Genomic DNA, 26231 nt, shown 5'->3' with positions numbered 1-26231 from the left:
TTTCCGATACCAGAAAAATGCCACTAGCAAGGTTGAAAAGATAAAGGATTGAATGATTGTGCTGGTAAACCTCCTGTCTTCGGAAAAAAATAAAGAATAAAAAATATCCATAAATGTGTAGTAAAAGCAGAACAAAAAAATCCAACTGCTTGGTAATTTCATCAGTGCCTCGATAGGTTTGATTGATAGGGGGTATCTTCTCGCGTTATTCCAATGATGTTGACAACGCGTGCAGCAATTGCGTCAGCGCTCGAAGAAGTTGAGCGTTGTTTAAAATGCTGTAATGCGTTTCTGCACAATAACTGAGTTGAACGCTATGCGAGGATTGCATCTCCCAGCGTTGTGCAAGATGGGGGTGTTTACGCTGACGTTGCTGGCTGAGCCAAAGCGTTAGCGGTATCGCTATCTGCGGCAGGGGGCCGGCGTTATTCGTTAGTTCGAACGATTTTTTCAGCGCCCAACAGAAGGTTTCGGCATGTTCCAGCGTGATCTTCTCCGCAAGCACGCTCTGATTCAGCGCATAGTGCATTTTTATCTCGTTGGCGAAGCTGTCTATCGCACTCGTTTCTTGACGCCGACACAAATGGCGCGCAATACCGAGGGAGTCGAACAGACTGAGGTAACTTTGGGCCACGCTGAAACGTCGCTTTACTGCGGGCTGCTGGGCGGGAAAACCGCTGTCGACAACCACCGCATGCGCAAAGGGCGCGCCTTGTTCCGTGGCCAGCGCCGCCATATGGACAGCTAATTGGCCACCCAATGACCAGCCGGCGATAACGGCCGTGTCGCGTTTGGCACGCGGTATGGCCGCCAAGTGGGAGGCGGCCAATCGCTGCAGGGTGAGTGTGTCGTCTGCGCCTGGCGCGGCCAACCCCGGGCTGGCGATGGTAATGATGTTGGCGCAGGCGCAAAGCTGTTTTGTCCACTTTGCATATTGATGTACCTGGCCGCCGGCGCCATGCACCAAATACAAGGTGGGCAGAGAGGGGCGATCGGCTGAGCCGGACAGCATCGATAACGGCAGGGGCGCATTCGCGCGCAGACGCTCGGCAAGTTTATCGAGCTGTGAGTAGCCAAGGATTTCCGCCAGGGTTAATTCCACATTAAGGGCGCGCTTGATGTTGCCCAAAAACGTGATGCCGGAAAGCGAGCTGCCGCCATTGCTGAAGAAGCTGGCATGGGGGTCGATCTTGTCTGGGGTACAGCCTAACGTATTCGCCAACAGCTCTCGTAGCAGCATGAGTTCCGCGGACGCCGCGGGTGCAACATCGCTGGCCTGACTCCGTTCGGTGCCTGGCGATAGCAAGGTGCGATCCAATTTGCCGTTGCGTGAAAGCGGGAAACGTTCAATGAGATGATAGCGGGATGGCGCCATATACGTGGGCAATGCGGCCGTAACCAGCTCGCGTATTCTTTGCTCTGCTTGAATGCAGGTTTTCCCCGCCTCGGTCAATGTGATGTAGGCCTCCAGATGCGGTGTGCCGTTCCCGGTTTCATCGCGACAGACGACACACGCTTCAGCGACCAGCTCGCTGCTTTTGAGCGCGAATTCGACGTCACCCAATTCGACGCGAAAACCCTGCAGTTTCACCTGTTGGTCTTCGCGGCCGAGAAACTCGATGTAACCGCTGCGATGCCAACGGCCGCGATCGCCGGTGCGGTACACGCGTTCTCCGGTGGTTGGGAAAAGCACAAAGCTGCCGGCGGTGGTTTGGCTATCGCGCCAATACTCGCGGGCGACCCCAACGCCACCGATATAAATGTCGCCGGTAACGCCGAAACCGCACGGTTCGAGTTTTTCATCCAACACCCACATGCTCTGATTTGGCAATGCGGTTCCATAGGGGATGGCGTTTCTGTAGTGCGTATCTCGTGTAACCGGATGATAAATTGACCATATTGCCCCTTCGGTTGCACCGCCAAGGCTGGTGATGGTGGCGTTGGGGCAAAGCCGATGTGCCTCGGCGATCAGCCGCGAAGAGATGCGATCGCCGCTCAGCCAAATATGCCGCAGTTGAGGCAGCGACAGGATGTTTTCTTGTGCGCAATATTGCACCAGCATTTGCAAGATGGCGGGAACCGAGTTCCAGATGCTGATTTGCCGCTGGCGTATCGCATTTAGCCATGCTGACGGCTCTTTCGCTTCATGCGGCGATAGCACCGTTACCGATGCGCCGGCTAGCCAGCTGCCGAACAGGTCATAGACCGATAAATCGAAGGCCAGATCGGCGAGCGCCAATACGTTGTCACGATGAGAAACGTTAAACTGTCGGTTCATGGTCAGCAAGGTATTGGTGACGGCACCCTGTTCCATAGCCACACCTTTTGGTGTGCCGGTCGTCCCCGACGTATAAATGACATAGGCGAGCGCTTCCGCTTCGCCTGGCGGGAAGGTCGCTGTGTCTGTGACATGAGGGGAAAACAGCGCCTCCAGATCTTGAATGCGGGTAGTCTGCGGATAGCGGGCGCGATGGTGAGCCTGGTTGCTCAAAACCCAGGCGCAACCTGATATCCGCATAATGGCCGCTGCGCGGGCATCCGGCAATCCTTCGGCCAACGGCAAGTAGGCGCGTCCGGCGAGGATCACGCCGAGCGCCGCAATAGCTTGATGAGCGCCGCGTGGAAGATCGATGGCGATGAGCGCGCCTGGGGCGGTATGGGCGATCAGCCAATGCGCCACGAGGCCGGCGTGCCGCAACAGTCGATCGTAATGCCATACGCTATCGCCCTCGTACAACGCCGGGCGATCCGCATGCTGGTGGGCAGTGCGTAACAGCCGATCGGAAAGAGGTTGCCGCAAGAATGCCGGCATTGCCTGTCCGATGGAGAGCTGACGCAATTGCCGGTTATCGGCCATTGACGCCAGCGAATAGTGGCCGACGGCCCGCGAGGGATCGCAGGCAATTTGCTGCAGCAGCAATGCGTAAGCTTGCGCCAATCCATCAATGCGCTCCGGCGTAAACAGCTTGGCGTTGTATTGCCATTCCAACTGAATGCCCTCTGCGCTGGAAATCACTTCCAGAACCAGATCAAACTTGGGCGGCGCATAGCCTCTCGGCAGGGTGTTAACCTGCGCACCGCCAACATTTAGCTCATTGCTTTTGCGATGTTGGCAGACGAACATGATTTGAAAAATGGGGTGAAACTTGCCGCGCGTGGGCTTGAGTTGTTCAACCAGGTAAGAGAATGGCAAACCCTGATGTTTGAAAGCGCGCGCAAATTTATTCGCGTTCTTTTGCAGCAGCGCGGTGAAACTGTCGTCGCCAGTGATGATAAATTGGTGAGCGATCGTGTTGACGAAGCTGCCCACGGCATCGTTTAACGTTGGCTCGTTCCTGTTGGCGATCGGGCTACCGATGACCACGCGATCCGTCGCAGATTCTCTGGCAATCAGTAACGCGAAGGCGGAGTGCAACAGCGTAAACAGCGTCGTACCGTTATGTTTGGCTAACTGGGCCAGAGCCGACTGCAGTTCGTTCGTCAGCGATGTTCTGACGATATTCTGTGTTTTTCCTGCCGCGGTGATGGCGATATCGTATTCAAGCGCGTGTTTTTCCGGCGCACCATCCAGTTCATCGCGCCAAAACGCCATGCTGTCATCGACATTGGCGACGGCGAGGAAAGGGTCTTCAAGGTAGCGGAAAAACGCCTGGCCGTTGTCATAATGGCAATGCTCTTCGTGCGCGTGATAGCCACGGCTCAGTTCATCCACCAGCAAATTGGCCGTCCAGCCGTCGACCACGCAATGGTGAAAAGTCAAGAACAGATAGTGGTGCTGCGCGCTCTTTCTCAAGATCCGGCAGCGCAGGGGATACTCGGCACCGAGATCAAACGGAATCGTGCACTGGGCGTTAAGCGCCGCCAGCATACTTTTTTGCTGCTCCTCACTATTCTGCCCGCTGATGTCCTCGAGACTGTGTTCGAAAATGGTTTCATCAGGATGCACGATGTCAACGGTGATGGCTTCCCCGTCTAGCCGATAGCGGCCGCAAAGCGCACCGTGCCGCTTGAGTAGTTTTTTCAGCGCGGCGAGCAAACGCGTGGGTTCAAAGGGCCCCAGGATCTCTTTGGCGATCGGAATGTTATACAGCGGGCTGTTCTTGGTGAAGTTTTCATACAGCCACAGGTATTGCCCCGCGTAGTGATTGACGGTGTAACAAGGCTTCTCCCCGGTGTCTCGCACTGCATTATCTGGCGTACAGACAGATAAAAATGCGGTGATGTCTTCCTGCACCGCACTGAGGGCGGCGGCGTCGACATGCTCAATGGTTTGGCGTCGAGGCGACAGCTCGCCGAATGTTGCTCCCTGTTTCGCCATTTCCATCAGATTGATCAGGCCGATGACGCTCATCAGTGCACTCCTTCTATGTTGACGTCGATAGCTTTCCCTGTTCGACCGCTTTTATTCGGGCGTTTGTCGCTGTGGGCGGAAATCAAATTCAGCCAATGCGACAAGCTACACAACTGCACTCCCGGGTTTCTCCGCTGTGCCATTGTGAAGGCGGCGCGATGATCGATATTCTCGCCATCATCGAAGCCGAAGATCCTCAGTACGCAGCCGTTCAATCGCTCATTGGCCGTATCGAACCGGATGTGCGGGAAATAGCCAAGCCGCGCGGAAAAGGCTATCAACTCAGTAACGCCGGCGTCGACGGCTTGGCGGCGCGAATCGGTTTTATGCAGCAACAGCAGCCGCTCATGCCGAAAATCGCGCAGCAGGCTTTGCGTGAGTCTGGCGCCGCCGGCTGTATCATGCATAAAGATCATGTAGTTAACTCGGCCGGGCAGGACGAGCAGCAGGGCCGAAAGCGCATCAAGCCAACTGGCATATTGCGTGGCTTCGTTCGGTACGTTGAATATGGCCGCGTTCAGCGGCCATTCAGCATGCAACGGCAGCGCCTGCGGTGACAGAATGTCCACACCGTGTTTGTCGGCGAGGGCGGCCAACAAAAGTCGTTCATCTGCGCCTTCGGGAGATTGAATAAACAGCCGGCTGCTGGCCGGCGCCTCGGTTGATAGGCGGCGGCCGATAGCGCAGCGGATGTCCAGATGCTGCGGATCCAGGCCATAGCGTGCATGGGCCAGCTGCGTTAGGTGTCGGCAGAAATCGGCGAGTCTCGGATGTTCAAAAATATCGCTCAGGTTCAGATCCAACCGACAGTGGGCGTTAAGCGCGTTAATGATTTTTATGGCCTGCAGCGACTCGCCGCCGAGCGTGAAGAAGTCGCCATCGTCACTGCCCAGCGTCGCGAGCCAAACCTCATTCACCAGGGTGTTGAATGTCGTCGAACGCAATTCCCGTGTGGGTTCAGGCAGCCGGGATTGTCTTTCCAGGGTGCGATAATCAATCTTGCCGTTAGCCAGTTTGGCCAGCGGCGTTGGGTGATGCACGAAGCGCTGAGGAATATGTGCATTGGGCAGTTCGCCATACAGCGTGCGGCGCATTGCCTCGCTGAGCGGCTGCCGGCTGTGATAATGCGCGTACAGTTCCGTTCCCGCGTCGCCGCTTTTGGCCAGCACGGCAATTTCGACAATTGCAGGCAACCGGGCCAGACAGCTTTCTATCTCACCCATATTGACGCGCTGCCCGGCGATTTTCGCTTCACGAATTTTGCGGCCAAGGAACACCAGCTGCCCATCCTGGCGCTGGCAGGCGATATCGCCGGTACGAAAGGCGGGCATGGGATGGCCGTTAACCTCAAGGGTGACGAACTTTTCCGCGCTCAGCGTTGGCTGATGCAAATATCCCAGGCTGACGGTCGCTCCGGCTATCAGTAATTCGCCGCTGCAGCCGAGCGGCAACAGCCTGAGATCCTCGCCGACGATCGCCGTGTATACACCGTCCAACGGTGCGCCTATCGTCACGGCGGCGCCATCGTTTTTGATTTCGGCGACCGTCGCCACCACGGTTGTCTCGGTTGGGCCGTAGGAGTTGAATAACTTTCTGCCTTTGGGATAGTGCGCGAACCAGCTTTCTTTGGCTCGCGGTGAAAGGCTTTCGCCGCCGATGATAACGGTCGTGACGGCCGGCGGCAGCGTCTGTTCGCCGCCGGAGGCGAACAGCATCTCATTAAAGTAGGCAGTCGGCAGATCCAGCAGGCTGATTTGATGATCGGCGCAGAATGTGAAGAAAGCGGCAAAACTGTGCTTGACGGCCTCAGGGGCGATACACAGGTGGGCGCCGGCACCCAGCGTCATGAAAATTTCTTCAATGCACGCATCGAAATGCAAGGGCGCAAATTGCAACACGCGTTCATGCGGTTGAATGCCATAGCATTTTATCGCCGCATCGACAAAAACGTTGAGAGCATGTCGGGCGCCTATCACGCCTTTAGGCATTCCCGTCGAGCCGGAGGTAAACATGATATAGCCGGTTCCGGCCGGGAATGGCGGCGCCTCTGCCGCTGTTTGCTGGCGAAACACGGTGAAGTGCGCGAAATCCGCCGGCATATCGAGTGTCGATGCGCGCCAATGCGCCAATGCGTCAGGTTCGGAATGAAAGGAGGGAAGTGTGCGATCGGTAATCAGGATAGCGTCGCTAAACTGTTCAAGCAGTTGACGATGAGCCGCTCCATCCCCTTTGGCATTCAGGTTGACGAACGGCATTTTCAACTGCAGCGCAGCAAGCATGCAGATGATGGCTTCCGGCCCTTGCGGCAAGTCGAGCAACAGCACGGTGTATGCAGCACGGGCGGGGGCCAGGGTATCGGCCAGCGCACGCCACTGTTGCTGCAAAACGGCATAAGACAGCGCTCTTAGCGACAACGAAGCGTGTGCGGGCGTGAGGATCGCCGTGCGTTGCGGCGCTTGAACGACGGCACGATCGATACGTTGCATTATATCGACCACGTTCTCGTTGGCTGCTTTACCCTGCAGCGAGAGCGGGAAACGTTGTCGCAATGCCGCGACGGAAAGATTTTCCGGGTCGTGATACAGCAAGTCGCACAAGGTCTGTATCCCCTGGCTGTGCCGCACCAGGCTGGCCGCATCGTAAAGCCCTGAGTCGGCATCGATCTCCAGCCGAAGCGTTTGGTTATCGAGATCGGGACGCATGTTGAAGACCAGATCCTGCGCGCCTCCTGAGCGTAAATTACGGATTTCGCTGCGCTGCGCGGAAGAAAATGAGGCTGCCGCTTCAAAGGGAATGATATTGACCACGATGTTGAACAGCGGCGAGCGGCTGGTGACGCTCCTCAGACTTTTTATCTCTTCGTAACGGAACGCTTGATGTTTTTTGAGTTGCCTGAGCATGCGTTCAATGGTTTGCGCCAACTGTCGGCATGAGGCCGTGTCCTCAATATCGAGCGTCAAAGGAACAACGTTGGTTTTGCAAGTCAGCGCCTGCCTCGTCAGGGAGTCTGTTCGCGCCATCATTGGGACGCCGATCGTTTGCTGTTTCTCGCCGGTACACAAGTACAAATATGCCATCACTGCCACGAAAGTGCGCGCCAGCCAAGAAGGGTGCCCGGTTTGCAGCGCAAGGCGCTCGGCAGGATAGGGCAACGAAGTCACATGGCGGATCGTTTGTCCCGAGGGAATATTGGCGCAGGCTAATGTCATCGGGTCTGGCAGTGAGGCGCTGGCTGCTTGCCAAAAATGTCGGTCCGCTTGATAGGCGGCTGACTGTTTATACTCAGATTCAGCCCTGAGCAAGGCATCGATCGCAGGTACGTCTTGCGGTTGCTGCGTTTGGCCTCGGTAGGCCTGTGCCACTTGGTGGATCAGCAAATAAGTGCCGTAACCATCAAGCAGCAGATGGTGGCTGCAGAAATACCACAGAAAGCGTTGCTCACCCAGTCTAATGATTTTTTGTCTGAATAACGGCGCAGCGTTCAACGAGAACGGGCGCTTGGCATCCGCTTCCATTAATTCGATAGCGGTGGCCATATTGTTGGCGCGCTGCGAAAGATCTACCCATTCCACTGAGATGTTGGCGGTGACGGGATATTGATAAGGCGTACCGTTATCTTCATCAAACAGAACGTGCAGCGTCGGCGTTTGGCTGATGACGCGATGAATGACACGTTTCATTCTTGCGATATCGAGAGTGTGATTTATTTCGACATATTCCGCGATATTATAGCTCGATTTGTCATCGCCGATCTTGGTGCCGTAGTAAAATCCCGCCTGTGAATCCAATAGTTGATGCTTGCTCATCGGCTCATCCCTGATGTTTATTTTTCTTTATTTTTTTAACGTCATCAGTTTGCCCGTTCGGCGGGAACGCCATACAACCGTGCGACGTTCTGCGATTGGGTGAACTGTTTTAAGGTGTTCCAAACATAAATGCGCGCTGCCTGGCTTGCAGCAAAAATCTAAAATACACAGCGTGCCGCCCTCATCCCATTCTGAGGTATGGAGAAGAAACTGCGGATCGTTAATAAATCGACCCAGCGTCTCATCTCTCAGGTAGGCCCAGGTTATATATCCTAACGGATTGTCCAAATGGTCGAATAATATTTTGAATTGGTTTTGATTAATCGCTTCCTGAGTCCATAGCTGCAACGTTTTTATATGGTACAAACTGTAATTTTTATTCATCAGCATACAGTTAACGGCGAAGCCCAGGCTCTCGTATTGACTGAACTTACTTTTACCCTGCTGGTTTTTTTTGATAAAACTCACGAAATATCCTCAGCGTTATTATTGTAATACGTTGATCGCCTGGCGCTCGAAACGATCCAGATAGGTTTGCAACTGTTCGCTGATCTCGCTGACTTCACCGCGCCAGCCGGCAATGTCTTGAAAAATCACTTCACGGCGCATGAACGCGCGGGAGCCCAACCTTCGGGTGACGGTCTGCTTCATCGCCTGTTGTAATCCGGCGGCGGTTTGATCCGCTGATGTTTCCTGAAGGTACTTCGCGTATAACCGCTGGAATGCCAGAGAAAATTTCTCCTCCGCTGTCGTACCCTGTTGTTCGGCGGAAACCCTTACGGGCGAGTCGATGAGCCGATGCAACAGGGCAATCGCCGGATGAGCATTCCCCTGGCCCAGACCTTGTCGACGGCTAAAGACGCCGGGAGCCAAATCGAACATTTTTTGCAAGCGTTCGCCTAAGGCGAACCATTCGGCGGTGAGAGGCAGGCGTTGTAAAAATGCAGGGGCAAAACCCGCCATACCGAGATTATCCAGCAGGCAGGCTCGCTTGTAGGCCATACTAAAGGCCGCGCCGATGCCTTGGTGCGCTGCCGCGAGAAATGCCGGGCCAAATTGATGCTTGGCTAAATAAAAAGCGAGATCTTGCATGCCTCTCAGCAACAAAGGGGCGTCTTCGTTGAGTTTGTTGTGCTGAATGTAGCTGCGGCCGGGATCTCGACGTTCTGCGGGAAAAACGCTGCGAACACCATGAAAGTCCAGCAGCCTGCCGGCCATATCGCAATTGGAGGGTGAGGTCATCATCACCAAATGGCGGGTACGGCAGTAAGCTATCTGCGTCGCAAGGCGCCGGGCAAGCTCGCAGAGCCCGTAGAATGCTCGTTCTTCCTGCGGCAATGCCAACCAGCGCACAGCGTCAAACTCAGAGGGACGAGGCAGAAAGGACGGTGCGGCGACAATGAGCTTTTCGGTCCGCTCAATATCCGAAGGCTGCCTTTGCATCGCATCATGAGGATGATAGTAGGGCGCGCGGCAAAAATGTGCAGGGCGCACGACGGGTTCGCGCACCAGCAACGCCTTGCGGTTATGGACATCTCCCGCCGATGCAGGAGAGAGGGTGGCGATGGGGTTGTCGGTCAGCAAGATCGCCTTATTGGGCACGGCGCCGTAAGGCAGCAGTTTGGCCATGACGTTTCCCCACAATGCCTCCAATACTGCGCCGGTCATTGTCAACTCGCCATCGACATGCTTTGCCCCTTGACCGACTAACGCATTGGCTCCGATGCCTTTAACCTGCCATCGCCCATCAAAGCCACAGCGTGCGCCACCGCCGTTGCGCGAAATAGCCCCGCCGCCATAACGTTCGGCGAAAAAGACTTTTTCATCGTTTAAGAGCGGCGTGCCGTCATCAAAAATAGCATGACGATTATTTTCTTCGATGAGATAGCTGGCCTCATTTTTCAGTTCGTCCTGCTCGGCAGGGCTTAATTCGTTGTGCCAGAGTAATTGAGAACCTGTCTTTTTTGCGACAAAAGGAATCAAGCTTTCGTGAAGCATGGCGAGGTTTTTCATTTTTTTAATCGTTATTGTTATGGGCGCAGGGCAAGTTAAATATCGGCCTTGTTGTTCAAGGGATAATAAGGCCCACGTTTTTTAATTTGAAGAATCCGGTGTTGAAAGTGACGACGACGGTGAAGGGCGACCACCGCCACTGCCATTCCATGTTGGGCCCATGGGAACCTGTGGAATAGCAACGTTAACCGGCATGTGCGGTGCGGCCTGAATAGCGATTTCCGTGCCCACGCCCACGGCTAATGATACGGGGGTGGGCAATTTCGCTATTGTGCTCAGGCTGCCGACAATAAGTGAAGTCGGATTATAAGAATCATTGCCGTCAGAACCGTTAATACATGACAACTCAACTTCCGTTAAGGCTCTCATTTAAGCTCCTTCTTGCGAGAGGTAATAGATAACACAAGCGAAAAAATAACTGCCATCGACAAACCATACATTGCCGTGATTTTAAGGGCGGCCGTATCCAAAAGGATCGCTTGGCGCTGCAGGCAGTAGTCTAAAAATACGGCAAGGGGGAATATCAAGAACAGCATGACGATATGGTACGTGCGCAAGCCTTTTTTCTTCGCGTTTTTATAAGTTGCACTGATAATGAGGATGAAAATGACAATAAGAACTATTTCCGTTATAAGCTGCAATTTGATTAGCTCCGTTAATCAAAATTTACATCAAGTTACATTGAGTAACCTGATAAGTCAACAGGGTATTTTATGATTCTTCTTTCTTTATCAATGGCATTGAATTAATTTCCTATAAACTAATTACATTATGTGACTATATGTTGATGATAAAAAATAAAGATGTCACCGGAGCTTCTGGCAGCGGCCGGCGAGGCGGCTAACTTCTAATCACTTGTTTTTGCTCAAACTGCCAACTGCACCTAAGCTAGGAGGTGACTCAGAGGGAGCGATTCCCCGAGACCTTATTCCGTGAACATGGAGGAGTTTCGATTTGATGCGTTTATCCACATTGGTGCTGGCGATCGGCATGGCGCTGGGCTCGCAGGCACAGGCAGCAGAAACCCAACCTCACGCCGACCATAGCGCACTGCCCAGCGGCCAGGCGAAGGAGGCTAACGTGACCGGTGAAGCCAATCAGCACGACAAGCAAAAGACTCAAAATCCGTTCTTCTATCAAAGCCGTCTGCCGTTCCAGGCGCCGCCGTTCAACCTGATCAAGGAGAGCGACTACGCGCCGGCGATCGAAGCGGGCATCAAGCAAAAGCGGGAAGAGGTGGAGAAGATCGCCAACAACCCGGCCAAGCCTAATTTCAAGAATACCTTGGTGGCGCTGGAGCAGGCCGGTTCGCTGCTGACGCGGGTGATGAACGTGTTCGGCGCCATGACCTCGGCCAACACCAGCGACGCGCTGCAAAAGCTGGATGAAGAAACCTCTCCGAAGCTGGCGGCGCTGAACGACGACATTATGCTCAACGGCAAGCTGTTCGCGCGCATCAAGGCCATCTATCAGGATCGCGACGCGCTGAAGCTGGATCCGGAGTCGCGCCGGCTGGTGGAAGTGACCTACAAGAACTTCGAGCTGGCGGGCGCCAACCTGTCGGACGCCGACAAGGCCAAGCTAAAGGCGCTGAACCAGGAAGCGGCGACGCTGAGCACCCAGTTCACCAACAAGCTGCTGGCGGCGAGCAAAAACGGTGCGCTGGCGATAACCGACCAGGCGAAGCTGGACGGCCTGTCGGAAGGCGAGCTGGCTGCGGCGGCCCAGGCGGCCGCCGAACGCAAGCTGGAGAAACAGTGGCTGCTGGTGCTGCAAAACACCACGCAACAGCCGTTGCTGCAGAGCCTAAAAGATCGCGACACCCGCCAGGCGCTGTTCGACGCCTCCTGGACGCGTGCGGAGAAGGGCGACGGCAACGATACCCGCCAGACCATTTCCCGTCTGGCCAAGGTGCGCGCCGAGCAGGCCAGGCTGCTGGGCTACCCGAACTACGCCGCCTGGAAACTGCAAAACCAGATGGCCAAGACGCCGGATGCCGCGCTGAGCTTTATGCGCAACATCGTGCCGGCGGCCACCGCGCGCGCCGAGCGTGAAGCCAAAGACATTCAGGCGGTGATCGACCAGCAGAAAGGCGACTTCAAGGTGCAGGCCTGGGACTGGCAGTTCTATGCCGAACAGGTGCGCAAGGCCAAGTACGATCTGGACGAGTCGCAGATCAAGCCTTACTTCGAGCTGAACAACGTGCTGAACAACGGTGTGTTCTACGCCGCCAACCTGCTGTACGGCATCAGTTTCAAGGAGCGCAAGGACATCCCGGTCTATCAGCCGGACGTCAAGGTGTACGAAGTGTTCGACAAGGACGGCAAGTCGCTGGCGCTGTTCTACACCGACTACTTCAAGCGCGACAACAAGGGCGGCGGCGCCTGGATGAGCAACTTCGTCGATCAGTCGAAGCTCAACGGCACCAAGCCGGTGATTTACAACGTCGCCAACTTCACCAAACCGGCGCCGGGCCAGCCGGCGCTGCTGTCGTATGACGATGTAATCACCCTGTTCCACGAGTTCGGCCATGCGCTGCATGGCATGTTTGCCGATCAGGAATACCCGAGCCTGTCGGGCACCAACACCGCGCGCGACTTCGTCGAGTTCCCGTCGCAGTTCAACGAGCACTGGGTCAGCGATCCGAAAGTGTTCAGCCACTTCGCCAAGCACTACCAGACCGGCGAGGCGATGCCGCAGGAACTGGTCGACAAGATCAAGAAGGCCGACAAGTTCAACAAGGGCTACAGCATGACCGAGCTGCTGTCCGCCGCGCTGCTGGACATGCACTGGCACATGCTGACCGCCGATCAGCCGCAGCAGGACGTGGACAAGTTCGAGGCCGAGTCGCTGCAAAAAGACAAGGTCGATCTCAGCTACGTGCCGCCGCGCTACCGCTCCAGCTACTTCCAGCACATCTGGGGTAACGGCTATGCCGCGGGCTACTATGCCTATCTGTGGACGGAAATGCTGGCGGACGATGCCTTCCAGTGGTTCACCGAACACGGCGGCCTGACCGCCGAAAACGGCCAGCGCTTCCGCGACATGATCCTGTCGCGCGGCAACAGCCAGGATCTGGAGAAGCTGTACATCGACTGGCGCGGTAAAGAGCCGAGCATCGAACCGATGCTGATCAACCGCGGGCTGAAGGACGAGTAAGTTCGGCCACTCCCGGTAAGCAAACAAAAGGGCGCGTTATGCGCCCTTGGTCTTTTTGGCTTGGTCGACATTCAGCGGTTCACCACCTTGGCCGGCAGGGCCACCACCAGCAGCGAGCTGAGCAGCAGGCAGCCGGCGAAGGCCCAGAGCGCGCCGCCGCTCTTGCCGGTCAGATCCAACGCCAGCCCCATCAGCGAATTGCTCACCAGCCCGGCGATGTTGGCCAGCGAACAGGCCAGCGCGAAGCCGGTCGCCGCCGCCGTGCCGCGCAGGAAGGTGGCCGGCAGGCTGAAGAACACCGGCACCGCACCGATGATCGCCGCCTGGGCGATGGAGAACAGCAGCACCGTGGCCAGCGCATTGTGGGTGAAGAAGGTGCTGCCGGCCATCGCCAGTGCGCCGACGATAAACGGCACGATGATATGCCAGCGCCGTTCGCGCAGCCGGTCGGAACTGCTGCCGATCAGCAGCATGCCGAGCAGGGCGGCGACGCTGGGGATCGCCGTCAGGTAACCGATGGTGGTGATGTCGGTGACGCCGGCGGTTTTGATGAAGGTTGGCATCCAAAAGCCCATGGCGTAGGCGCTGAGCAGAATGGCGAAGTCGATGCCGCCGAGCATCCAGACTTTCAGGTTGAAGAAGCCGTCGCGGAAGCTGTGCTTGCCGTGATCGGCCTCGGCGTCGTCGCGCGCCAGATCGTCGGCGATGCGCTGTTTCTCCTCGGGCGTCAGCCACTTGGCCTGCTGGTAGGTGTTAGGCAACAGCCAAAAGGTCAGCACGCCCAACAGCACGCTGGGAATGCCCTCCAGCAAAAACAGCCATTGCCAGCCGTGCAGCCCGTGAAGCATGTCGAAATGGCCCATGATCCAGCCGGACAGCGGCCCGCCGATCACGCTGGACAGCGGCAGGCCGATCATGAACAGCGCGATGATGCGGCCGCGGCGATAGGTCGGGAACCACAGCGTCAGGTAAAAGAGCACGCCGGGCAAAAAACCGGCCTCCGCCACGCCGAGCAGGAAACGAATGACGTAGAACTGGGTCGGCGTGGTGACGAACATGGTGGCGGTGGACAACAGCCCCCAGGTGATCATGATGCGGGCGATCCACATCTTGGCGCCGACGCGCTGCAGGATCAGGTTGCTCGGCACTTCGAACAGAATATAGCCGACGAAGAACAGCCCGGCGCCGAGGCCGAAGGCCGCTTCGCTCAGCTGCAGCGCGTCGGCCATCTGCAGCTTGGCCAGCCCGACGTTGATGCGATCGAGGTAGGCCGCCAGGTAACACAGGCAAAGAAACGGGATCAGTTTCCAGGTGATTTTGCGGTACAGCAGCAGCGATTCTGCGTCCGCTTTCCCCGCCAGCGGGGTGTCGACAATGGCCATGATGTTGTCTCCAGGTGGTGCGTGTTGGCCTCCGCAGGAGGCGCCTGTTGTGTTTGCGTTGCAGGGGCACCGCCCTGTTTCGGGCGGTCGCGTGAGGCTCTGTTTGCGCCTTCGTTATTGTCGTTGCAGGTGAATCCTTGACTCATAACCGGTTCAGGTAGTCGAGCGCCTCCCGTTTGTGCACCACGTCGCCGTATTTGCTGTCGATATCGAACAGGTTGGCTTCGTGCGGGCCGGGGTGACGATCGCCGACGCACTCGCGCACCACCATGGCGCGAAAGCCGTGCTGCACCGCGTCCACCGCGCTGGCGCGGATGCAGCCGCTGGTGGAGCAGCCGATCATCAGCAGCGTGTCGATCCCTTGCGCCACCAGCAGCGGCGCCAGCGCGGTGCCGAAGAAGGCGCTGGCGTATTGCTTGCTCAGCACCACCTCATCGGCCAGCGGCGCTACCGCCGGGCAGAACGCCGCCAGCGGGTTGCCCGCCACCATGTCCTTCATCACCGGCGCTTTTTTGACCCACAGACCGCCATCGGCAAAATGGCCTGCATGATAACGGATATGGGTGTGGATGACAGGAATTCCCGTGCGGCGCGCGCAGGCCAGCAGCTCGCGGCTCTCCTCGACCGCGCTCACCACGCCCGGCGCGAACAGCGGCGCGCCTTCGGTGGTGTAGGCCTGCATAAAGTCGATCGCCAGCAGCGCCGGGCGCCGGCCGAAGCCGATGCGCTGGCCCCAGACGCCGCGGTAGTTGTCGCTGAGGGTGTCGTTCATCCTGCCTCCTCAATAGGCGCCGGACAGCAGGGCGCCGGCGCCGGGAACGATCGGTTCCAGCTCCAGCGCGGTCAGCATCGCGTAAGTGGTGGCGATGGCGGCGGTGATCACCGGCTTGCCGGTTTGGGCCTCCACCGTCGGAACCGCCGGCAGCGAAGGCATCTGCACGCAGGCGGACAGCACGATAGCATCGACCTCGCGTAAATCCATCTCGGCGACGATCCCCGGCAGCCTGGCCGGATCGTGCCGGCCGACTTCGAGGTTGTCCGGGATCTCCAGCGCGCGCCACACCTTGACCTCAATGCCTTCGTGCTGGATGTAGTCCACCACCAGCTGGGTCAGCGGTTTCATGTAGGGCGCCACCAGCGCGATGCGTTTGGCGCCGATCACCTTCAGGCCGTTGACCAGCGCGCCGGCGCTGCTGATAACCGGCGCGGCGGCCTGATTGTCTTTCGTCACCTGCGCCAGCCGGGCCTGCGATTCGCGGTGGTAGCCCAGCCCCATCGCCATGATGGCCACCAGGCAGGCGTAGCCGAGCACGTCGACCCGCGCGTCGGACAGCTCCAGCGCACAGCGATCGGACTCGGCGTCCATCGCCGCCAGCTCTTCTTTATTGACGTGTTTCATGCGCATGCGGCTGGAGTGAAAGGTGAAGCGCTCCGGGCGTATCAGCTGGCGCGCGCCCAGCATCGCCGGGATCTCGGTTTCCATCGTGGTGTTGGAGCTGGGCACGATCTGGCCGATGCGGTAGTGGTTGCTCATGTCGGTGTTCCTCAGTTAATCCAGAAAATCGCCCAGGGCGCGGAAGAAGCCGTCGAAGTCGTCCCACGGGATCATGTGCCCGGCGTTCTCGACCTCGACGATAGCGATCTCCGGCTGCAGCGCGCGGATCTCCGCCCGGTCTTCGGGCTGAATGACGCCGCCTTTGCCCGCGGCCATCAGCAGCGTCGGCATGGTCAGCAGCGGGTAGTCGCGGTGGCTGTCCACCTGATGAAAATCGTCGTAGGCGCGTTGGATCGCCGGCTCGTAGCAGGTGTGCAGCCACTCGGCGCGCAGCCGGCGCTGCTCTTCGCTCCAGGTCGGGCAGAAGGCGCGCATCTGCTCGGCGCTCATGCCCGGCAGCGACTGCCGGATCGAGTCGGCGTACCACGGCCATTGGCCGGGATAGGCGCGGCGGCCGGGGCCGGAAACCGGCGGATCGACCAGCACCAGCCGCCGCACGCCGGCGGGCTGCAAAACGGCGGCGCGCAGGGCGAAGCGGGCGCCCATCGAATGGCCGAGCAGGGCGTAACTGGCCAGGCTCAGCGCGGCGGCGAAGGCGTTGACGTCCTGCGCGCAGGTCTCCGCGTCATAAGCCAGTTCCGGGCCGCTGGACGACAAACCGCGGCCGCGCACGTCGAGAACGTAGACGTCGTATTTTTCCCCCAGCCGCTCGGCGACGAAACCCCAGGTGATCGCCGGGCTGGTGATGCCGGGGATCAGGATCAGCGCCGGGCCGTGGCCGCCATAGCGCAGGTAGTGTTGGCGAATGCCGTTGGCGTGAACGTGGGCGCCGTAGAGGAAAGTGCTCATGCGGCGTTCTCCGATTTCAGCGCTTGCGCGTACAGGTCATAGCCGTAGACCCAGGCCGGATCTTCCTGGGTGCGCAGGAAGGTGTTGGCGTTGGACACCGCCTGCACCCTGGATGCGCGCTCCTTGCGGTTGGCTTCATACAGCTGGAAGGCGGTGCGGTAGTCGCCGAGGCCGGTTTCCTGCAGGCAGCGGGTCAGCATGGCGGCGTCTTCGATCGCCATCGCCGCGCCCTGCGCCATGTGTGGCTTCATCGGGTGGCAGGCGTCACCGAGCAGCACCAGGCGGCCCTCGCTCCACAGTGGCAGCGGTTTGCGGTTCAGCAATGGCCATTTGGTGACCTGCTCGCTGGATTCGATCAGCGCCTGCACGATCGGGTGGTAGCCGGCGAAGGTCTCGAACATCTCTTCGCGGCTGCTGTCGATGAAGCTGCCCTGGAAATCCCAGGCCGGGTGCGGCACGCCGCTGACGTAGTAATACTCGTCGCGCCGTTGGGTGGTGTAGTAGACCATCAGATGGCGGTCCGCCGACCACCACTTCACGCAGTCTTCGAACGTCAGGTTGTATTTCGCCAGCTTCTCGCCGCGGATCAGCGCGCGGTGGGCCACCCAGCCGCTGTAGGTCGGCGCTTCGGCGCCCAGCAGATGTTCGCGGATGCGCGAATTGATGCCGTCGGCGCCGATCACGATGTCGGCATGGGCCGAGGTGCCGTCGATGAAGTTCAGCACCACCTCGTCACCGCGATCTTCAATCTTGCTCAGGCATTTGCCGAAGTGCAGGGTGCCGGGCTGCAGCGCGGAGAGCTGCAACGCCTGCAAATCGCCGCGGTGCACCGTCACATAGGCGGCGCCGTACTCCCGGCGGGCGAAGCCGCCCAGTTCGATGCGCGACAGGTAGTCGCCGCTTTCGGCGTCGCGGCTGAACCAAAAATCGGGATGAGACGCCATCTGCTCCAGCCGCTGCTCAATACCGAGCCGGCGGAAAATCTTCAGTACGTTCGGCCCCATGTGAATGCCGGCGCCGAGGCGCGAGAACGCCGGGCTCTGTTCATACAGATCGACGGTAAAGCCGGCTTTTTGCAGCAGCCCGGCGGCGGCGGCGCCCCCCAGCCCGGCGCCGACGACGGCGATGCGTGGTTGTTTGCTCATCATGTTTCCCCTGTCTGTTGGCTTTTTTCAGCGTAGGTCCAACGCATGGCTGGACGATCGATTTATAGTGTATGCGCTAGATAACGCAAAGTTGCAAAAGTGTTAAATCAGATCTTGCTCACGCTAATTGACAGCGCTTTACTGTTAAACTCATGTTAATCACAGGATTGACAAGGGATGAAATAGGACTTTCTTATGGTGGATATTCGCAGCTTGCTTTCCTTTGATTTTTTGACTTAGATAAAAATGAGTGTGTTCACTTTAAATTGTTTGAAAAATCACCGCCGCCTTGCGGGCGTCGGACACCCTTGACGAGACAGGAGACAGGCCATGGCGGTCAATGAAACCCAGTTGGTACAGCTGTTCGAGCAGGTGCTTACGCTGTCGAAGGTCGATGCTTCGCAGAGCGTGGCGATTTTGAAAAGCCATTATTCCGATGCGCGCACGGTGCGCGCCGCGACCGACGCGGCGCTGCGGCTGGGCGCCAGGGTGTATGCCGTCGAGCTGCCGGCGTTCAACCATCCGCGGGCGATGGGCAACGACATGACCGCCTATTGCGGCGATACCGCGCTGACCGGCAACCTGGCGGCGCAGCGTGCGCTGGAGGCCGCCGACCTGATCGTCGATACCATGATGCTGCTGCATTCGCCGGAGCAGGAGCAGATCCTGAAAACCGGCACCCGCATCCTGCTGGCGGTGGAGCCGCCGGAGGTGCTGGCGCGCATGTTGCCTAACGCGGAAGACAAGGCGCGGGTGCTGGCCGCCGCCGCCGTGCTGGAGCAGGCGAAGCTGATGCAGGTGACCTCCGCCGCCGGCAGCGATTTCCGCGCGCCGCTCGGGCAATACCCGACGGTGACCGAGTACGGCTATGCCGATGAACCGGGGCGCTGGGATCACTGGCCGAGCGGGTTCCTGTTCACCTGGCCGAATGAGGAGCAGGCGGAAGGGGTGTTGGTGCTGGAGGTCGGCGATATCTTGCTGCCGTTTAAAAGCTACGCGCGCGAACGCATCACGCTGGAGATCGAACAAGGCTTCGTCACCCGCATTCACGGCGGCTTCGAGGCGGAATACCTGCGCGAATACATGAAATACTTCGACGATCCGGAGGTGTACGGCATCTCGCATATCGGCTGGGGCCTGCAGCCGCGCGCCCAGTGGACGGCGATGGGCCTGCACGACAAGAACGACGGCATGTGCATGGACGCGCGCGCGTTCTACGGCAACTTCCTGTTCTCCACCGGGCCGAACACCGAAGTGGGCGGCACGCGCAAAACGCCTTGCCATATGGACATCGCGCTGCGCCGCTGCGACATCCGCCTCGACGGGCAAACGGTGGTGGCGGACGGGGAAGTGGTGGCACCGGAGGCCTCGCGCGTGCGTCGGGCTTAATCGTTGCTGCCAACGGCGGGGGTTTGTACTATTCTCGTGAATTCCATAGATGGTGAGAGTAACGCAATGACGCCCCCCGAATACCCGTCAGCCGTGAGCGGCCAACCCGAAAATTATCATTTTACCGAGCAAGTCGGGCACCTGCTGCGCAAGGTTTATCAGCGCCACCTGGCGATTTTTCAGCAAAACGTCGGCGATTCGCAGCTGACGGCGGTGCAGTTCATCACCCTGTGCGCGGTGCGCGATATGGGGCCGAGCTCGCTGACCGAGCTGGTGCAGGTGACGGCGGTGGATCAGGCCACCATACGCGGCATCGTCGAGCGGCTAAAGGCGCGCGATCTGATCACGGTGACGCCGGATCCGGTGGATCGGCGCAAGGTGGTGGTCGGCCTGACCGACGCCGGCGCCGTGCTGCTGACGGAAACGGTGCCGCAGGCGGCGAAAATCACAGAGCTGACGTTCGGCACGCTCAACCCGGCCGAACGGATAGCGCTGATATTCCTGCTGAATAAAATGCTGGAAGATCCGCCCACCGGCTGATTCGCCCGCGCAACGTCGGTTGCCTGGTGGTCGGTGGCGAGAGGCCAGCCCATAAGACCATCAAGTGCAGGCGGAGACGCGAACAATGGCGATATCTGAAGTGCAATCGCCCAGGGAAGGCGCGAAAACCACGCTGACGGAGCATCCGCTGATGCTGTCGGTGAACGGCGAACAGCTTCATGCGCAGGTGATGGCGGATACGCCGCTCTTGCTGGTACTGCGCAACGATCTGGCGCTCAACGGCCCGAAATACGGCTGCGGCCTGGGCGAATGCGGCGCCTGTACCGTGTTGATCGACGGCGTGGCGGCGCGCTCCTGCGTGATCCCGGCGCTCGGCGTGTCCGGCCGGGCGATCGTGACCCTGGAAGGCCTTGGCGAGCGCCAGCGCCTGCATCCGGTGCAGCGTGCCTTTATCGAAGAGCAGGCGGCGCAATGCGGCTACTGCCTCAATGGCATGATCATGACCACCAAAGCCCTGCTGGATCGCAATCCCGCCCCGAGCGAGGCGGAGATCCGTCAGGCGCTGTCCGGCAACCTGTGCCGCTGCGGCACCCATCTCGAAATCCTGCGTGCGGTTCAGCGCGCCATCATTCTCTGCCGCGATGAGGACGCCCACGCCCATGACTGATTCCCGTCCCTCATCGCCGAGCCAGGCCGAATTGCTGCAGCGCGACGGCGTGCTGCTGATCGTCGACAGCGCGCAACCGCCGTCGGGGCCGGTGCCCAAAGGGCAAGCGCCGGTGCTGAAGCCCAAGGAGCAAGGGCTGTTTATCGCCCTGTGCGGCAGCGGCGAAATCTATGCCTTTAACGGCCATGTCGATCTCGGCACCGGCGTGCGCACCGCGCTCGGCCAGATCGTCGCCGAAGAGCTGTACCTGCGCATGGATCAGGTGCGCATGGTGTTGGGCGATACCGAGCGCGCGCCGAATCAGGGCGCCACCATCGCCAGCGCCACGCTGCAGATCTCCGCCGTGCCGCTGCGCAACGCCGCCGCCGAAGCGCGCCGTTGGCTGTTGCGCCAGGCGGCGCAGCGCTTCGATGCGCCGGTGGAACAACTGACGCTGGAGGAGGGCGTGATCCGCAGCCCGCAGGGGCAGGCGCTGAGCTACGCCGAGCTGGTGGCCGGCGGTCATGTCGAGCTGTCGATTTCCGGCGACGCGCCGCTGAAACCGCAGGCGGAGTATCGCCTGGTGGGCACCAGCGCCGCGCGCGTCGATATTCGGGCCAAGGCGACCGGCGAAACCATCTACGTACACGATATGCGCCTGCCGAATATGCTGCACGGCCGGGTGGTGCGGCCGCCCTATGCCGGTTACGACAGCGGCGAATTTGTCGGCACCAGCCTGCTGGCGGTGGACGAAACCTCGATCGCGCATATTCCCGGCATCGTCAAACTGGTGGTGATCGGCGATTTCATCGGCATTATCGCCGAGCGCGAAGAGCAGGCGATCAAGGCGGCGCAGGCGCTGCAGGTCAGCTGGAAAGACTGGCGGCGCAATTTGCCGCAGATGACCGACGTGGCGCAGGCGCTGCGCGACAACCCGCACTCGACCCGGGTGGTGCACGATACCGGCGATGTGGACGCGGCGCTGGCGACGGCTGACAGGCGTTTCACCCGCAGCTACCTGTGGCCGTATCAGCTGCATGCCTCGATTGGCCCTTCCTGCGCGCTGGCGGACTACCGGCCGGAGCGCCTGCAGGTCTGGTCGGGCAGCCAGAACCCGCACCTGCTGCGCGCCGATCTGGCCTGGCTGCTGGAATACCCGGAAGCGCAGATCGAGATCGTTCGCATGGAGGCGGCCGGTTGCTATGGCCGCAATTGCGCCGATGACGTCTGCGCCGACGCGGCGCTGCTGTCGCGTGCGGTGGGCAGGCCGGTGCGGGTGCAGCTGACCCGCGAGCAAGAGCATGTGTGGGAACCGAAGGGCACCGCGCAGCTGATGGAGGTGGACGGCGGGCTGGACGCCGCCGGACATCCGGTCGCCTACGATTTTCGCACCTATTATCCTTCCAACGGCGCGCCGACGCTGGCGCTGCTGCTGACCGGCCGGGTTGAACCGCTGCCGGTGGCCTATGAAATGGGCGACCGTACCTCGGTGCCGCCTTATGAATATCCGGCGCTGCGCGTCAGCATCGAGGACATGGCGCCGATCGTGCGCGCCTCCTGGATGCGCGGTGTTTCCGCCTTGCCGAACACCTTCGCCCACGAATCTTATATCGATGAGCTGGCCCACGCCGCCGGTGTCGATCTGCTGGAATATCGGCTGCGCTATATCGATGACGAACGCGCCAGTGAGCTGATGCGCAGCACGGCAGAACGCGCCGGCTGGACGCCGCATACCGAACCGATGCAGACCCCGGCGGAAGACGGCGTGCTGCGCGGGCGCGGCTTTGCCTACGCCCGTTACATCCACAGCAAGTTTCCCGGCTTTGGCGCGGCCTGGGCCGCCTGGGTGGCCGACGTGGCGATCGACAAAGCCAGCGGCGAAGTGGCGGTGACGCGCATCGTGGTCGGCCACGACGCGGGCATGATGGTCAACCCGGACGGCGTGCGCCACCAAATTCATGGCAACGTATTGCAATCGACCAGCCGGGTATTGAAAGAGCGCGTGACCTTTGAGGAATCGACGGTCTCCGCCAAAGAATGGGGAGCTTACCCGATCCTGACCTTCCCGGAGGTGCCGGAAGTGGACGTGGTGATGATGCCGCGCCCTTACGATCCGCCGCTGGGCGCCGGGGAGTCGGCGTCGGTGCCCAGCGCGGCGGCCATCGCCAACGCGGTATTCGACGCTACCGGCATTCGTTTTCGCGAGCTGCCGATCACCTCGGACAAACTGCGCGAGGCGCTGAACGGGCCGGACACCGAGCGGCAGGCCGCCCCGCCCAAGAAAAAGAAGCGCGGCAAATGGTGGTTCGGCGGCGCGGCGGGGCTGTTCGGCGCGGTGCTGGGCATCGCCGGCAGCGCCTTGCCGTGGCGGGCGGAGATCGCGCCGGTGGCGACGCCCGGCGCCGGCACCTGGTCGGCGGCCACGCTGGAGCGCGGCCGCCAGTTGGCCGCTGCCGGAGACTGCGCGGTTTGCCATACCGCGTCGGAAGGGGCGACCAACGCCGGCGGGCTGGCGATGGCGACGCCGTTCGGCACGCTCTACAGCACCAACATTACCCCGGACGTGGCAACCGGCATCGGCAACTGGTCGTTTACCGCGTTCGATCGGGCGATGCGCCAGGGCATCGCCCGCGACGCCCGCCATCTGTATCCGGCATTTCCTTACACCGCCTTCAGCAAAATGACCGACGGCGACATGCAGGCGCTGTACGCTTATCTGATGTCGCAACCGGCGGTGCGCCAGAGCAATCCGGCCAATCAGATGCGCTTCCCGTTTAACCTGCGGCCGCTGATGGCCGGCTGGAACGCGCTGTTCCTGCGCCAGGGGGAATATCAACCCGATCCGCAACAAAGCGCGCAGTGGAACCGCGGCGCCTATCTGGTCAACGGGCTCGGCCACTGCGCCGCCTGCCATTCGCCGCGCAATCTGCTGGGGGCGGAAAAGGGCGGCGCGGCTTTCCTGGCGGGGGGAATGGTGGACGGGTGGGAAGCGCCGGCGCTGAATCAATTGGCCAATGCGGACAAGCCCTGGACCGAGGAACAGCTGTTTCAGTACTTCCGCAGCGGGCATTCCGCCGAGCACGGCGTGGCGGCCGGGCCGATGGGGCCGGTGGTCAGCGAACTGGCGACGTTGCCGCAGAGCGATCTGAGGGCGATGGCCAACTATGTGATGTCGCTGAGCACCAAGGCGACGCTGAATGTGGAACCGCAGGCGCAGTTGGCGGCCCGCGCCTTGCCGGCGGCGGGGCAACTGGCCGGCGAGCGGTTATTTCAGGGCGCTTGCCAGGCCTGCCACAGCGCCGCCGCCGGCGGGCCGCAGCTGTTCGGCGTCAGTCCCGATCTGGCCAATAACACCAATATCTTCAGCGATCGCCCCGATAACCTGATCAAGGTGATCCTGCAAGGGATCCCCAAACCGGCTACCGCCGAATTGGGTTTTATGCCGGGCTTTAAGGACAGCTTTTCCGATCGGCAGGTGACGGCGCTGGTGAATTACTTGCGCCAACGCTATGCCGGCGACAAACCGGCCTGGCGCGACGTGGAGGCGCAGGTGGCACGGCTGCGCGCGGAGCCGGGGAATCATTAACATTGTAAATTGTTACATTGGGTTATTGACTGGCGGCGCTCATTTGGTGATTAATGTTAGCCTGATTTTTACCTTACCTATAAAAAACAGGAAGTTAACATGGCATTAACCACGCATAAAATGGAAAGCGGCCTGGCCGTAACAGTTCGTTTACCTGAGAATCAGGCCAAGGTTCCGGCGATTATTCTGTGTCACGGCTTCTGCGGCATTCAGGAGCTGTTGCTGCCGGCCTTTGCCGAGGCCTTCGTCAACGCCGGTTTTGCGGCGGTGACGTTTGACTATCGCGGCTTCGGCGCCAGCGAGGGTGAACGCGGGCGGCTGGTGCCGGCGCTGCAGATTGAGGACATTCTGGCGGTGAGCCGTTGGGTGCAAACGCAGCCGCAGATCGACAGTGAGCGCATCGGCCTGTGGGGCACATCGTTTGGCGGTTGCCACGTGTTCGGCGCTGCCGCGGCCGATCCGGCCATCAAGTGCATCGTTAGCCAGCTGGCCTTCGCCGACGGGGAAACCATCGTGACGGGGAAAATGGCCGCCGACGAAAAACAGGCGTTCATCGCCACGCTGGACAAAATGGCGGAGAAGAAACAGGCCACCGGCAAAGAGATGTTTGTCGCCGTCACCCGGGTGTTGAGCGATGACGAGTCGAAAGCGTTCTTCGAGGAGAACAAGGCGCGCTACCCGGCGATGGACATCAAGATCCCGTTCCTGACCGTGCGCGAAACGCTGCGCTATCAGCCGCGCGACAATGCGGCGCGCGTCACATGCCCGGTGCTGGTGGTGGTGGCGGGCAACGATACCGTCAACCCGCCGGAGCAGGGCATCGCGCTGTATGAGGCGGTAGGCAGCGCGAAAAAGGCGCTGCACGTCGAGCAGAATGCGAAGCACTACGACATGTACGCCGGCCCGCATTTTGCCGGCATCATCGGCCGTCAGATCGCCTGGTTCAACGAGCACCTGTAATACCGTCCTCCTCCTGGCGCAGAAATGCCACCAGCCGCTGCGCCGGCAATGGCAGCTGCGCCCGTTCGCGCACCACGATCGACAGACGCCGGATCGCCCAGTCGTCCGTCAGCGGCAGGGCGTTGCGCAGGATCTCGGGCAGCCGCCGAGCGCTCTCTTCCGGCACCACCGCCAGACCGGCGCCGCGCAGCACCATGCGGCAGATGGCGTCGAAATTGGCGGCGCGCGCCCGCAGCCGCATCGGGCCGCCGCTGCGTATCGCCAGCTGCTCCAAATGCTGTTGCAGCGCGCTCTGTTCCGGCAGGCCGATAAAGTCGAAAGGCAGGGCGTCCGCAAAGCTGAGCTGGCGGCGGCCGCTGAGCGCATGCCCCGGCGGCAGCGCCAGCACCAGACGATCCTGCCGGAAGGGGTAGCTTGCCAGCCCGCGCAGATCGGCATGATCCGCCACGATGCCGATATCCGCCGCCCGTTCGGCGATCGCCTGCGCGATGGCCGGGCTGGGCAGCTCCTCCAGCGCGATGTCGGTGTACGGGTGCAGCACCAGAAAATCCGCCAGCAGTTCCGGCAGAAAAGCGTCGGCGGCGACGGTATTGGCGACGATGCGCAGCTGGCTGCGCTGGCCCGGCGCGAACTCGGCCATGTCGCCGCGCAGCCGGTCGCGCTGCTGCAGCAGCACGCGCGCGTGTTGCAACAGGCGTTCACCGGCGGGCGTCGCCTGGACGCCGCGCGGATTGCGCGTCAGCAGCGCCACGCCGGCCTGTTGCTCCAGCCCGCGCATGCGTGCGCTGGCGGCGGCCAGCGACAGCCCGACGCGCTCGGCGCCGGCGGTGATGCTGCCGATCTCGAGCACCGCCGCCAACAGCCGCAGATCGATAAAGTCAAAATGCATGCGTTCTTCCTCTGTCTTTGCCGCAGGCAGGCTCTGCCATTGCCGCATTGTGCCGTGGCG

Annotated in this window: 18 protein-coding genes; 6 read left to right on the top strand and 12 right to left on the bottom strand. The window is 60.1% G+C overall.

The window, feature by feature from the left end:
* Positions 1 to 205: 205 nt before the first annotated feature.
* The 6 genes from ACJ8HN_RS06310 to ACJ8HN_RS06285 all read right to left on the bottom strand — a co-directional run bounded on the left by ACJ8HN_RS06310 (position 206) and on the right by ACJ8HN_RS06285 (position 10811).
* Positions 206 to 4351: a non-ribosomal peptide synthetase gene (locus tag ACJ8HN_RS06310; RefSeq protein WP_442523187.1), complete on the bottom strand. Its 4146-nt coding sequence runs from the start codon at positions 4349 to 4351 to the stop codon at positions 206 to 208.
* The gene (locus tag ACJ8HN_RS06305) at positions 4351 to 8157 is read right to left on the bottom strand and encodes an AMP-binding protein (RefSeq protein WP_442523186.1); all 3807 of its coding nucleotides are present in this window, start codon (positions 8155 to 8157) and stop codon (positions 4351 to 4353) included. The genes ACJ8HN_RS06310 and ACJ8HN_RS06305 overlap by 1 nt, the downstream gene beginning before the upstream one ends.
* A 27-nt stretch (positions 8158 to 8184) precedes the next feature.
* Positions 8185 to 8625, bottom strand: a complete 441-nt coding sequence (locus ACJ8HN_RS06300) for a toxin-activating lysine-acyltransferase (RefSeq protein WP_442523185.1) — start codon at positions 8623 to 8625, stop codon at positions 8185 to 8187.
* 18 nt (positions 8626 to 8643) lie between these two features.
* Positions 8644 to 10170, bottom strand: coding sequence for a hypothetical protein (locus ACJ8HN_RS06295; protein ID WP_126171514.1), 1527 nt, complete (start codon positions 10168 to 10170; stop codon positions 8644 to 8646).
* Positions 10171 to 10251: 81 nt separating this feature from the next.
* Entirely contained in the window at positions 10252 to 10539 is a 288-nt protein-coding gene (locus ACJ8HN_RS06290; protein ID WP_125460888.1) for an E492 group microcin, read from the bottom strand.
* Positions 10536 to 10811 carry a hypothetical protein gene (locus tag ACJ8HN_RS06285; RefSeq protein WP_060420559.1) on the bottom strand — a complete coding sequence of 92 codons (276 nt, stop codon included), beginning with the start codon at positions 10809 to 10811 and terminating at the stop codon, positions 10536 to 10538. The genes ACJ8HN_RS06290 and ACJ8HN_RS06285 overlap by 4 nt, the downstream gene beginning before the upstream one ends.
* A 316-nt stretch (positions 10812 to 11127) precedes the next feature.
* On the opposite strand from ACJ8HN_RS06285, the gene dcp reads away from it, so the two are divergent.
* Positions 11128 to 13329, top strand: coding sequence for a peptidyl-dipeptidase Dcp (gene dcp / locus ACJ8HN_RS06280; RefSeq protein ID WP_342097891.1), 2202 nt, complete (start codon positions 11128 to 11130; stop codon positions 13327 to 13329).
* 71 nt (positions 13330 to 13400) lie between these two features.
* On the opposite strand, the gene ACJ8HN_RS06275 is transcribed toward dcp, so the two are convergent.
* The 5 genes from ACJ8HN_RS06275 to ACJ8HN_RS06255 all read right to left on the bottom strand — a co-directional run bounded on the left by ACJ8HN_RS06275 (position 13401) and on the right by ACJ8HN_RS06255 (position 18203).
* Positions 13401 to 14711, bottom strand: coding sequence for an MFS transporter (locus ACJ8HN_RS06275; RefSeq protein ID WP_033655189.1), 1311 nt, complete (start codon positions 14709 to 14711; stop codon positions 13401 to 13403).
* A 142-nt stretch (positions 14712 to 14853) separates the two neighbouring features.
* Positions 14854 to 15483, bottom strand: a complete 630-nt coding sequence (locus tag ACJ8HN_RS06270) for an N-carbamoylsarcosine amidohydrolase (protein WP_033655190.1) — start codon at positions 15481 to 15483, stop codon at positions 14854 to 14856.
* A 9-nt stretch (positions 15484 to 15492) separates the two neighbouring features.
* Entirely contained in the window at positions 15493 to 16245 is a 753-nt protein-coding gene (locus ACJ8HN_RS06265) for a maleate cis-trans isomerase family protein (RefSeq protein WP_015377793.1), read from the bottom strand.
* 15 nt (positions 16246 to 16260) lie between these two features.
* Complete coding sequence (locus ACJ8HN_RS06260) at positions 16261 to 17055, bottom strand: alpha/beta fold hydrolase (RefSeq protein WP_033634449.1); 795 nt, start codon at positions 17053 to 17055, stop codon at positions 16261 to 16263.
* Positions 17052 to 18203: an FAD-dependent monooxygenase gene (locus tag ACJ8HN_RS06255; RefSeq protein ID WP_033655192.1), complete on the bottom strand. Its 1152-nt coding sequence runs from the start codon at positions 18201 to 18203 to the stop codon at positions 17052 to 17054. Before ACJ8HN_RS06255 ends, ACJ8HN_RS06260 begins: the two co-directional genes overlap by 4 nt.
* A gap of 327 nt (positions 18204 to 18530) precedes the next feature.
* On the opposite strand from ACJ8HN_RS06255, the gene ACJ8HN_RS06250 reads away from it, so the two are divergent.
* From ACJ8HN_RS06250 to uilS, 5 genes are all read left to right on the top strand, one after another.
* A complete protein-coding gene (locus ACJ8HN_RS06250) occupies positions 18531 to 19589 on the top strand; it encodes a 2,5-dihydroxypyridine 5,6-dioxygenase (RefSeq protein WP_015377796.1) in 1059 nt (352 codons plus the stop codon).
* 66 nt (positions 19590 to 19655) lie between these two features.
* Positions 19656 to 20129 (top strand): MarR family winged helix-turn-helix transcriptional regulator, encoded by a 474-nt coding sequence (locus tag ACJ8HN_RS06245; RefSeq protein WP_033634451.1) that lies wholly within the window; start codon positions 19656 to 19658, stop codon positions 20127 to 20129.
* An 85-nt stretch (positions 20130 to 20214) separates the two neighbouring features.
* The gene (locus ACJ8HN_RS06240) at positions 20215 to 20757 is read left to right on the top strand and encodes a (2Fe-2S)-binding protein (protein WP_442523184.1); all 543 of its coding nucleotides are present in this window, start codon (positions 20215 to 20217) and stop codon (positions 20755 to 20757) included.
* A complete protein-coding gene (locus tag ACJ8HN_RS06235) occupies positions 20750 to 24322 on the top strand; it encodes a molybdopterin cofactor-binding domain-containing protein (protein ID WP_442523183.1) in 3573 nt (1190 codons plus the stop codon). The genes ACJ8HN_RS06240 and ACJ8HN_RS06235 overlap by 8 nt, the downstream gene beginning before the upstream one ends.
* A gap of 99 nt (positions 24323 to 24421) precedes the next feature.
* Positions 24422 to 25282 carry a UilS family quorum-quenching N-acyl-homoserine lactonase gene (uilS, locus tag ACJ8HN_RS06230; RefSeq protein ID WP_033655284.1) on the top strand — a complete coding sequence of 287 codons (861 nt, stop codon included), beginning with the start codon at positions 24422 to 24424 and terminating at the stop codon, positions 25280 to 25282.
* Here uilS and ACJ8HN_RS06225 read toward each other — a convergent pair.
* A complete protein-coding gene (locus ACJ8HN_RS06225) occupies positions 25266 to 26171 on the bottom strand; it encodes a LysR family transcriptional regulator (RefSeq protein ID WP_161764683.1) in 906 nt (301 codons plus the stop codon). The genes uilS and ACJ8HN_RS06225 overlap by 17 nt on opposite strands.
* Between the last annotated feature and the right edge of the window lie 60 nt (positions 26172 to 26231).

It is taken from the genome of Serratia sp. CY29653, assembly GCF_052169255.1.
Classification (GTDB): domain Bacteria; phylum Pseudomonadota; class Gammaproteobacteria; order Enterobacterales; family Enterobacteriaceae; genus Serratia; species Serratia sarumanii.
Note: the sequence above shows the minus strand (reverse complement) of the source record. Positions and strands in the feature narration are given on the sequence as shown.

Excerpts from the sequence above, each read along its gene's own strand:
- ACJ8HN_RS06290 (WP_125460888.1), bottom strand. The coding sequence starts at position 10,539 with ATGAGAGCCTTAACGGAAGTTGAGTTGTCATGTATTAACGGTTCTGAC.
- ACJ8HN_RS06275 (WP_033655189.1), bottom strand. The coding sequence starts at position 14,711 with ATGGCCATTGTCGACACCCCGCTGGCGGGGAAAGCGGACGCAGAATCG.
- ACJ8HN_RS06255 (WP_033655192.1), bottom strand. The coding sequence starts at position 18,203 with ATGATGAGCAAACAACCACGCATCGCCGTCGTCGGCGCCGGGCTGGGG.
- ACJ8HN_RS06250 (WP_015377796.1), top strand. The coding sequence starts at position 18,531 with ATGGCGGTCAATGAAACCCAGTTGGTACAGCTGTTCGAGCAGGTGCTT.
- ACJ8HN_RS06240 (WP_442523184.1), top strand. The coding sequence starts at position 20,215 with ATGGCGATATCTGAAGTGCAATCGCCCAGGGAAGGCGCGAAAACCACG.
- ACJ8HN_RS06235 (WP_442523183.1), top strand. The coding sequence starts at position 20,750 with ATGACTGATTCCCGTCCCTCATCGCCGAGCCAGGCCGAATTGCTGCAG.
- ACJ8HN_RS06270 (WP_033655190.1), bottom strand. The coding sequence starts at position 15,483 with ATGAACGACACCCTCAGCGACAACTACCGCGGCGTCTGGGGCCAGCGC.
- ACJ8HN_RS06225 (WP_161764683.1), bottom strand. The coding sequence starts at position 26,171 with ATGCATTTTGACTTTATCGATCTGCGGCTGTTGGCGGCGGTGCTCGAG.
- ACJ8HN_RS06305 (WP_442523186.1), bottom strand. The coding sequence starts at position 8,157 with ATGAGCAAGCATCAACTATTGGATTCACAGGCGGGATTTTACTACGGC.
- ACJ8HN_RS06245 (WP_033634451.1), top strand. The coding sequence starts at position 19,656 with ATGACGCCCCCCGAATACCCGTCAGCCGTGAGCGGCCAACCCGAAAAT.
- ACJ8HN_RS06265 (WP_015377793.1), bottom strand. The coding sequence starts at position 16,245 with ATGAGCAACCACTACCGCATCGGCCAGATCGTGCCCAGCTCCAACACC.
- dcp (WP_342097891.1), top strand. The coding sequence starts at position 11,128 with ATGCGTTTATCCACATTGGTGCTGGCGATCGGCATGGCGCTGGGCTCG.
- uilS (WP_033655284.1), top strand. The coding sequence starts at position 24,422 with ATGGCATTAACCACGCATAAAATGGAAAGCGGCCTGGCCGTAACAGTT.
- ACJ8HN_RS06310 (WP_442523187.1), bottom strand. The coding sequence starts at position 4,351 with ATGAGCGTCATCGGCCTGATCAATCTGATGGAAATGGCGAAACAGGGA.
- ACJ8HN_RS06260 (WP_033634449.1), bottom strand. The coding sequence starts at position 17,055 with ATGAGCACTTTCCTCTACGGCGCCCACGTTCACGCCAACGGCATTCGC.
- ACJ8HN_RS06295 (WP_126171514.1), bottom strand. The coding sequence starts at position 10,170 with ATGAAAAACCTCGCCATGCTTCACGAAAGCTTGATTCCTTTTGTCGCA.